The organism is Methylocaldum sp. 14B (assembly GCF_002005105.1).
Classification (GTDB): Bacteria; Pseudomonadota; Gammaproteobacteria; order Methylococcales; family Methylococcaceae; genus Methylocaldum.
The window spans coordinates 68,770-76,985 of record NZ_MSCV01000030.1; the positions used below are offsets into that span (position 1 = coordinate 68,770).

General features: G+C 56.8%; 8 protein-coding genes. 7 read left to right on the forward strand and 1 reads right to left on the reverse strand.

Features of this window, described 5'->3' with window-relative positions; all coding sequences use genetic code 11:
* Positions 1–5: 5 nt before the first annotated feature.
* The 6 genes from B2A78_RS19365 (at position 6) to B2A78_RS19390 (ending at position 5,318) form a co-directional block, all read left to right on the forward strand.
* Positions 6–311, forward strand: coding sequence for an urease subunit beta (locus B2A78_RS19365; RefSeq protein ID WP_077731675.1), 306 nt, complete (start codon positions 6–8; stop codon positions 309–311).
* Positions 308–2,011, forward strand: coding sequence for an urease subunit alpha (gene ureC / locus B2A78_RS19370; protein WP_077731676.1), 1,704 nt, complete (start codon positions 308–310; stop codon positions 2,009–2,011). Before B2A78_RS19365 ends, ureC begins: the two co-directional genes overlap by 4 nt.
* 10 nt (positions 2,012–2,021) lie before the next feature.
* The gene (gene ureE, locus B2A78_RS19375) at positions 2,022–2,462 is read left to right on the forward strand and encodes an urease accessory protein UreE (protein ID WP_077731677.1); all 441 of its coding nucleotides are present in this window, start codon (positions 2,022–2,024) and stop codon (positions 2,460–2,462) included.
* A gap of 60 nt (positions 2,463–2,522) precedes the next feature.
* Positions 2,523–3,197, forward strand: coding sequence for an urease accessory protein UreF (locus B2A78_RS19380; protein ID WP_077731679.1), 675 nt, complete (start codon positions 2,523–2,525; stop codon positions 3,195–3,197).
* Between the two features lie 10 nt (positions 3,198–3,207).
* A complete protein-coding gene (ureG, locus tag B2A78_RS19385) occupies positions 3,208–3,828 on the forward strand; it encodes an urease accessory protein UreG (RefSeq protein ID WP_077731680.1) in 621 nt (206 codons plus the stop codon).
* Positions 3,829–4,280: 452 nt separating this feature from the next.
* The gene (locus tag B2A78_RS19390) at positions 4,281–5,318 is read left to right on the forward strand and encodes a cytochrome c peroxidase (RefSeq protein WP_077731681.1); all 1,038 of its coding nucleotides are present in this window, start codon (positions 4,281–4,283) and stop codon (positions 5,316–5,318) included.
* A 124-nt stretch (positions 5,319–5,442) separates the two neighbouring features.
* On the opposite strand, the gene B2A78_RS19395 is transcribed toward B2A78_RS19390, so the two are convergent.
* Positions 5,443–6,711 (reverse strand): hypothetical protein, encoded by a 1,269-nt coding sequence (locus B2A78_RS19395; protein ID WP_077731683.1) that lies wholly within the window; start codon positions 6,709–6,711, stop codon positions 5,443–5,445.
* Positions 6,712–7,020: 309 nt separating this feature from the next.
* On the opposite strand from B2A78_RS19395, the gene tyrS reads away from it, so the two are divergent.
* A partial coding sequence (gene tyrS / locus B2A78_RS19400; protein WP_077731684.1) for a tyrosine--tRNA ligase occupies positions 7,021–8,216 on the forward strand: 1,196 nt, incomplete at its 3' end.

The window sequence follows — 8,216 nt, forward strand, 5'->3', positions numbered from 1 at the left end:
ACTCGATGATACCTGGAGAAATCATCGTCGAAGACGGCGAGATCGAGCTGAACGCGGGACGCGAGGCCATTACCGTGGTCGTGGCGAACACCGGAGATCGGCCGATACAGGTGGGCTCGCATTACCATTTCTTCGAGACCAATCCGGCCTTGCGTTTCGATCGGGATCTGGCGCGGGGCTATCGGCTGGACATTCCGGCGGGCACGGCGGTGCGCTTCGAGCCGGGGCAGACGCGCGAGGTGCGGCTGGTGCCGTTCGCGGGCAAGCGCCGCGTTTACGGGTTTCAACAGAAGATCATGGGGGCCTTATGAGCCGGATCGGGAGGCAAGCCTATGCCGAAATGTTCGGCCCGACCACCGGAGATCGCGTGCGGCTGGCGGACACCGAGCTTTTCATCCAGGTGGAGGAAGACCGGACGGTTTACGGCGACGAAGTGAAGTTCGGCGGCGGCAAGGTGATCCGCGACGGTATGGGGCAAAGCCAATGCACGTCGGAAACCGCGGTGGACACGGTCATCACCAATGCGCTGATCGTGGACCATTGGGGTATCGTCAAAGCCGATGTCGGCATCAAGAACGGGCGGATCGCCGGGATCGGCAAGGCGGGCAATCCGGACACCCAGGCCGGCGTCGACATCGTTGTCGGGCCCGGCACCGAAGTCATCGCGGGCGAGGGCCAGATTCTCACGGCGGGCGGCATCGACGCGCATATCCATTTCATCTGTCCGCAGCAAATCGAAGAAGCCCTGATGTCCGGCATCACCACCATGATCGGCGGCGGCACGGGCCCCGCAACCGGCACCAACGCCACCACCTGTACGCCGGGACCTTGGAACATCCATCGCATGCTGCAGTCGGTGGACGGCTTGCCGGTGAACATCGGCTTTCTCGGGAAAGGCAATGCCAGTCTGCCGGAGGCGCTGGAGGAGCAGCTTCGCGCCGGGGCGATGGGATTGAAGCTGCACGAAGACTGGGGCACGACGCCGGCCGCTATCGATTGCTGCCTCTCGGTTGCCGATCGTTTCGACGTGCAGGTGGCGATTCATACCGACACCTTGAACGAATCCGGCTTCGTAGAAGACACGATCGCCGCGTTCAAGGGGCGCACCATTCATACCTATCACACCGAAGGCGCCGGCGGTGGCCATGCCCCGGACATCATTAAAGCCTGCGGCGAAGCCAACGTGCTGCCCTCCTCCACCAATCCCACCCGACCTTATACAGTCAATACGGTGGACGAACATCTCGACATGCTGATGGTCTGCCATCACCTGGACCCGAGCATTCCCGAGGACGTCGCTTTCGCGGAATCCCGCATCCGCCGGGAGACGATCGCTGCCGAGGACATTCTGCATGATCTCGGAGCATTCTCCATGATCTCGTCCGATTCGCAGGCCATGGGACGGGTGGGAGAAGTGATCACGCGCACCTGGCAAACCGCCCACAAAATGAAGATTCAGCGGGGCAGTCTTCCGAAAGATCCGGCACGGCACGACAATTTCCGCGTGAAGCGCTACATCGCGAAGTACACCATCAACCCGGCCATCAGCCACGGCATCGCCCACGAGGTGGGTTCGGTGGAAGTCGGCAAGCTGGCCGATCTGGTGCTGTGGCCGCCCGCTTTCTTCGGCGTGAAGCCCAGTCTCATCATCAAGGGCGGGATGATCGCCGCCGCGCCCATGGGCGATCCCAACGCTTCGATTCCGACGCCGCAGCCGGTACATTATCGCCCCATGTTCGGCGCCTACGGCGGCGCTTGCCAGGCCACCTCGATGACCTTTCTATCGAAGGCGGCGGCCGAAGCAGAGGTTGCGAAACGTCTTGGACTTCAAAAGCTCGTCGGCGTCGTTTCGAATACCCGAAGCATCGGTAAAGGCAAGCTGGTTCACAACGACTACATGCCGCGAATCGAAGTCGACCCGCAAACCTATGCGGTGCGCGCGGACGGCGTATTGCTGGCCTGCGAGCCGGCGAACGTGCTGCCCTTGGCCCAACGGTACTTCCTGTTTTGATTCTTGGGGCATGACTAGACTCGCAGAATTGGCCCCGCCGGGAGCGGAGCATCACGACACCCTGACCCTGCTTTACGAGGCTCGCCAGAAATCCCGTTTGCTGGTACGCCTGGACAGCGGGGCCGAAGCAGGCGTTTTTCTCCCTCGCGGTACCGTTCTTCGCGACGGCGACCGTTTGCTAGCCGATGATGGCCGCGTGGTGTTGGTGCGCGCGGCGGCGGAGCCGGTATCGGTGGTACGGACCGCCGATGCCCTATCGTTCGCACGCGCCTGTTACCACCTGGGCAACCGGCATGTCGCTTTACAAATCGATAGTGGGGAACTGCGTTATCTGCGGGATCACGTCTTGGACGACATGGTGCGAGGATTGGGGCTCACGATCGAGCATGCGTTGATGCCTTTCGAACCGGAACGCGGGGCTTATCATGGGGCTCACAACCATGATCACTGATCTGGGGCTGGTGAGACAGGCGGAATCTCTCAAGTTCACAATCGAGAAAAACTCACAACCATGATCACTGATCTGGGGCTGGTGAGACTGCTGCAACTGGTCAGTCCGGCGCTGCCCATCGGCATGTACAGCTATTCGCAAGGCCTGGAGCGCGCGGTAGAGGATGGCTGGATCGGAAATGAGCGGCAGGCGGGCGAGTGGATTGCCGGCATTCTGGAACGCTGTCAAACCAGAACCGATTTGCCGTGTCTGTCGCACCTCTACGATGCCTGGGCTGAAGGCGATGTGGCCTCGGTCGAGCGCTGGAGCATCCATCTTCTGGCCTGCCGAGAGACGAGCGAGTTGCGGGCGGAGGACCGGCAGAGTGGACAGGCCTTGGTGAGACTTCTCGTCGGCTTGAGCGTCGAGAGGGCAGAGGCCTGGATACGGCACCCGTCCGCCACTCTCGCCACGGGTTTCAGCTTGGCGGCGGTAAGCTGGAAGATCCCGAAGTTCGAAGCATTGCTGGGTTACCTTTGGAGTTGGCTGGAAAACCAGGTTTTGTGCGCGGTCAAGCTCGTGCCCTTGGGCCAGGCGGCGGGGCAGCGGCTGCTAAGCCAACTGGCGGAACATCTTCCGGAGCGGGTGAAGGCGGCGCTCGATCTGAGCGATGACGAGATCGGCGGAAGCGCCTTCGGTCTCGCCTTGGCCAGCAGCCGTCACGAGGTGCAATACTCGCGGTTATTCCGTTCTTAAGAGAGAAGACATGACTGATCAAGATCGGCACGTATTGAGGGTTGGCGTCGGCGGTCCGGTGGGTTCGGGCAAGACCGCGCTGGTGGACGCCTTGTGCAAGCTGATGCGGGAGCGCTATGAGATTGGCGTGGTGACCAACGACATCTACACGAGGGAAGACCAGCAATTCCTGATCCGCAGCCAGGCGTTGCCGGAGGAGCGGATCATGGGGGTGGAAACCGGCGGCTGTCCGCACACGGCGATTCGGGAGGACGCCTCCATGAATCTCGCGGCGGTGGACGAGCTGTGCCATCGTTTTCCGAATCTGGATTTCGTTCTGGTGGAAAGCGGCGGCGACAATCTGAGCGCCACCTTCAGTCCGGAATTGGCCGATCTCACCATTTATGTCATCGACGTGGCGGCCGGGGACAAGATCCCTCGTAAGGGCGGGCCAGGCATTACCCGCTCGGATTTGCTGGTCATTAACAAGATCGATCTCGCGCCCTATGTCGGGGCTTCTTTGGAAGTCATGGAGCGCGACGCCAAGAGGATGCGCGGCGAGCGGCCATTCGTCTTCACCAATCTCAAGACGGGCGAGGGACTGGGGAGCGTTGCGGATTTCGTGGTCCGCCAGGGGATGCTGCACGATTAGTGCGTTTTCATCTCGCTCATACGGCATAACAGGCTTGGCGGAAGTCGTTGGCGCCATCGGCCAGGGTAAATCGACTCGAGTATTCGTAGGTCGGCAATCCTTTGCCGACGGCGCCGCCGGGCCGATGGGTTCGTCGGCAAAGGATTGCCGACCTACTCGCGAGTTCCCGCAGGGTAGGTACGAAAATGCTCTGGCTGGTTGCCGCGGATCGTACCCTACCCGTCTTCTTTCGGCCTAAGCGATCCGCGTAGCGAAACCCTCGGCGATATTTCCCGCCTCGTCCGTTTCTTACCGTTCCGAAGGTTCGAGCCTTCGCGCTCGTGCGGTTCCATGCTCCCGGTTGCAATTGTCAAAGTAATTCAATATAAGGGTTTCCCCTATCTCCATAGAACGATGCGACGGCCTTTCCGTCGCCGAAGAACCCAATAAATAGAAGAGAGGAGCAGCATTCTATGTTTAAGCTGAATCTACTAATCAGTGCTCTGGCACTGGCAGGGGCATCGATGACTGCTGCGGCGGTCGAGTGGCAAGCTTTGCCCGGCAAAGCGCCGGAGCCCGCGGATAATCCGAGCACGCCCGCTAAAGTCGAATTGGGCAAAATGCTCTATCACGACCCCCGTTTGTCCTCTAGCGGCACGGTGTCATGCAGTTCTTGCCACAATGTGATGGGCGGCGGCGAGGATAACCGCGGCGGCTCCGTAGGCGTGCGCGGACAGGTGGGTGGGCGCAGCGCCCCGACCGTTTGGAACTCTGCCTTCAATTCTGTGCAATTCTGGGATGGGCGGGCACCGAGCCTCGAAGCGCAAGCCAAGGGGCCGGTTACCAATCCGATCGAAATGGGCATGAAAAGCTGGGACGACGTGGTTGCCCGCTTGAAATCCATTCCGGGTTATGTACAGGCGTTTTCCGCTGCTTTCGGCGGTGCCGATTCCGTTACCGCCGATAACGCCGCCAAGGCGATCGCCGCCTACGAGCGGACGCTGATTACGCCGAACAGCGCTTATGACCGATACGTCAACGGCGATAAGAATGCCATGACCGCGCAGCAGGTGCGGGGCATGAATACTTTTGCCGAAGTCGGTTGCAGCAGTTGTCATTCGGGGCCCGCTTTCAATGGCCCGCAATTGCCTGAGGGCACGGGTTTCTTCATGAAGTTTCCCACTTATCAGAATGGTTATCTCGAAGCCCAATACGATTTTTCCAAGGATTTGGGCCGTTACGATGTGACCAAGAACGAAGCCGACAAGCACATGTATAAGGTGCCGACGCTGCGCAACGCCGCCTTGACCGCGCCTTACTTCCACAACGGCAAAGTCAAGAACTTGGAGGACGCCGTTAAAGTCATGGCCAAGCTTCAGTTGAACAAAGATCTGACGCCGGAGCAAACCGGGGATCTTGTAGCTTTCCTCAATGCTCTGACCGGCGAGTTCCCGAAGCAGGAAATGCCGCGCCTGCCGAGCTATGCGGACAAGACGTTCAATTACGAATAACCGCAACGGTCGGCGTTTAGCAAAAAGCCAGCTCGCTTCGAGCTGGCTTTTTTATTTGCGCGCGCCGGACATCGCTATATTCACGACAGGGATAATTACTTCGTCTATGACGCCTTAAGGGGGATTACGGCTGATAGAGACTGCAAGCCAGGATTCGCTCTTCGATCTGCTGTTTCAACGCATTGAATTCCGGACTTTGGATGTCCTTGAAACGTTGCGCGAAATCGGCGGGGCTCAAATTTTCCGGCAAGTCTTTGATGTTCGGCATAAACAAGGATTCGTCGGCACTCTGGCTCAGAATATTCTGAACTCTGCGTGCCTTTTCTTCCGAGCGTACTGCGGTCTTGCCGAACAGTGTGCCGGCATGATCGGCGGCTAAATCGGTGAAACTGAAACCGCTGCCACTGTGGGTATCATTCATTTCTTTGGCGAGGCCGATCATGTTCGCCAAGGTGCTGTGGCCGGACATCGCCAACGCCGCTGACGCCATGAAGTGTTGGGCGGTATCCGTGCGACGGTTAAGGAGAACCTCGCGCCGGGAAGGAATTACCGGTTGGTGATTTAACGGAAGCCACTGAACGATGTTTTTACCGTTAACGTATGCGCTCAAAACTAAGATAAGCGCGCGGTTTTCCGCGATAGGGTCGCCGTTACCTTCGGATCTGCTCTTGGCCAAGGCGAATAGTTGTTGCATCAAAGAGCCGAGTCGTATGAATCGCTTCAGTTGCGATTGATTGATGGTTTCGGCGAGCTTGTCGTTGTAAACCAATAATCGTTCTTTATCGGCCAAATCCGTTATTAAGCCCTTGGCCTGGCTCAATGCGTCGCGGTTCCAGTTGACAGCCACCTGTAGCTGCCCATCGACAATGCGGATTTCCTTGACCAATTGATGACCGACCTGGCTATATCGAAATAGCGGCGTAAAGTTCAAGAAACCGTTCAATAGCCATTTGACCACCACTCTGGGCATGGCCAAACGGCCGAGTTTGACCTGCTTGATGACCGCATGCGGTTCGGCATCATCGGCGATGACTCTGAAATTGAGAAAAAGCGGAGTCAAATTTGTCGGCAACCGAATGGTTGCAATGAGTTTCAATCGGTTTTTTCTGATCGTGCAATTGGCATGGCCTTCGAATTTCTTTTTAAGTAGAGCGAAGTTAGCGGCGGCGGTCAGATCGTTGGCCGTCAGAACGATCAATCGCTCAGGATTGTCAGTCTGCGTGAGCTGAACCGTCGTGCTGAGCAGTTGACGAGTTCTGGCCAGATACTCGTAGGTGGGATCTTGGTTCGGCGGCACCAATGGCTTGGTTTCTATGCTCAATGCGAGCAGAACGAGAAGCGTCAAAACCGCCGGAATGACGAGATAACGGCTAATAAAGTGAACTTGAGTCATGAGGCGAGGTAGAGAATCAGGTTTGTCAAATTATCTATCTACCTGCTGGCGAAGGTTCTAAACGGTTGTATGCTCGATCGATTGTATTTGTTAGGCGGTTGCTGGCACTGGTATAGAATCACCCATACTTCGACAAGTCTAATGAAAAATGCTCCAAATCGCACGGACGATGAGCGGGTTTCATTGACATCCGCAAGCGAAGCATCGATCCCGCTTGTGCACACTTCAAACCAATTCTGAGCGACGTAAATCTGCCCGCTGTTTTACAATTCGTGGTTTTTTATCCAAAACGATCAACAGGGTTTCTCTATGTCTGTCGACGAAGCATTAGCATTGATTGGACGAGGCACGGCGGAGATCATCAGAGAAGATGAACTAATCAAGAAGTTGGGCGAAAGGCGCCCTCTGCGCGTAAAAGCCGGCTTCGATCCCACGGCACCGGATCTGCATCTCGGGCACACGGTCCTTTTGAACAAGTTGAAACAGTTTCAGGATCTGGGGCATGAGGCCATATTCCTCATCGGCGACTTTACCGGAATGATCGGCGATCCCACCGGAAAAAATGCTACCCGGAAACCTTTGACCCGCGACCAGGTCATCGAGAATGCCCGGACGTACGAGGAGCAAATTTATAAAATTTTGCACCCCGAAAAGACCCTGGTTATGTTCAATTCCAGTTGGATGAACGCCATGACCTCGGCGGAGTTGATTCAGTTGGCCGCTAAACACACTGTCGCACGAATGCTGGAGAGGGATGACTTCAACAATAGATATAAGAGCGGACAGCCGATAGCGATCCATGAATTTCTCTATCCGCTCATTCAGGGGTACGACTCGGTCGCTATGAAGGCTGATGTTGAATTGGGTGGGACGGACCAAAAATTCAATCTGTTAGTCGGACGCCAATTGCAGGAGGCGTTCGGGCTGAAGCCTCAAGTCGTTATCACGATGCCGATCCTAGAAGGATTGGATGGCGTGCAGAAAATGTCGAAGTCGCTGGGCAACTACGTCGGAATTGCCGAGCCATCTGATGAAATGTTCGGAAAGCTGATGTCGATATCCGACGATTTGATGTGGCGTTACATGGAGCTGCTGAGTTTTACCCCGTTATCTGAGATCGGCACTTGGAAACGGCACTGCAGTGAGGGAGCGAATCCGCGCGATTACAAAGTTGGATTCGCGCAAGAAATCGTGACTAGGTTTCATGGATCGACTTCGGCCAAGAGTGCTTTGGAGAATTTTGAGGCCCGCTTTAAGCAGGGTTTGATTCCTGAAGATCTCGAAGAGCAGGAGCTGACAGCGGGGGAAGCCGGCTACCCGATAGCGAATCTTCTTAAAGACCTGGGGCTGGCTTCTAGCACCTCGGAATCGAACCGCCTCATTCTTCAAGGCGGCGTAAAAGTTGACGGGGAGAAGATCTCTGACCGACAGGTCGCCTTGAAAGCAGGGGCGTCTTACATCGTCCAGGTAGGAAAACGGAAAATCGCAAAAGTTAAATTATTAAA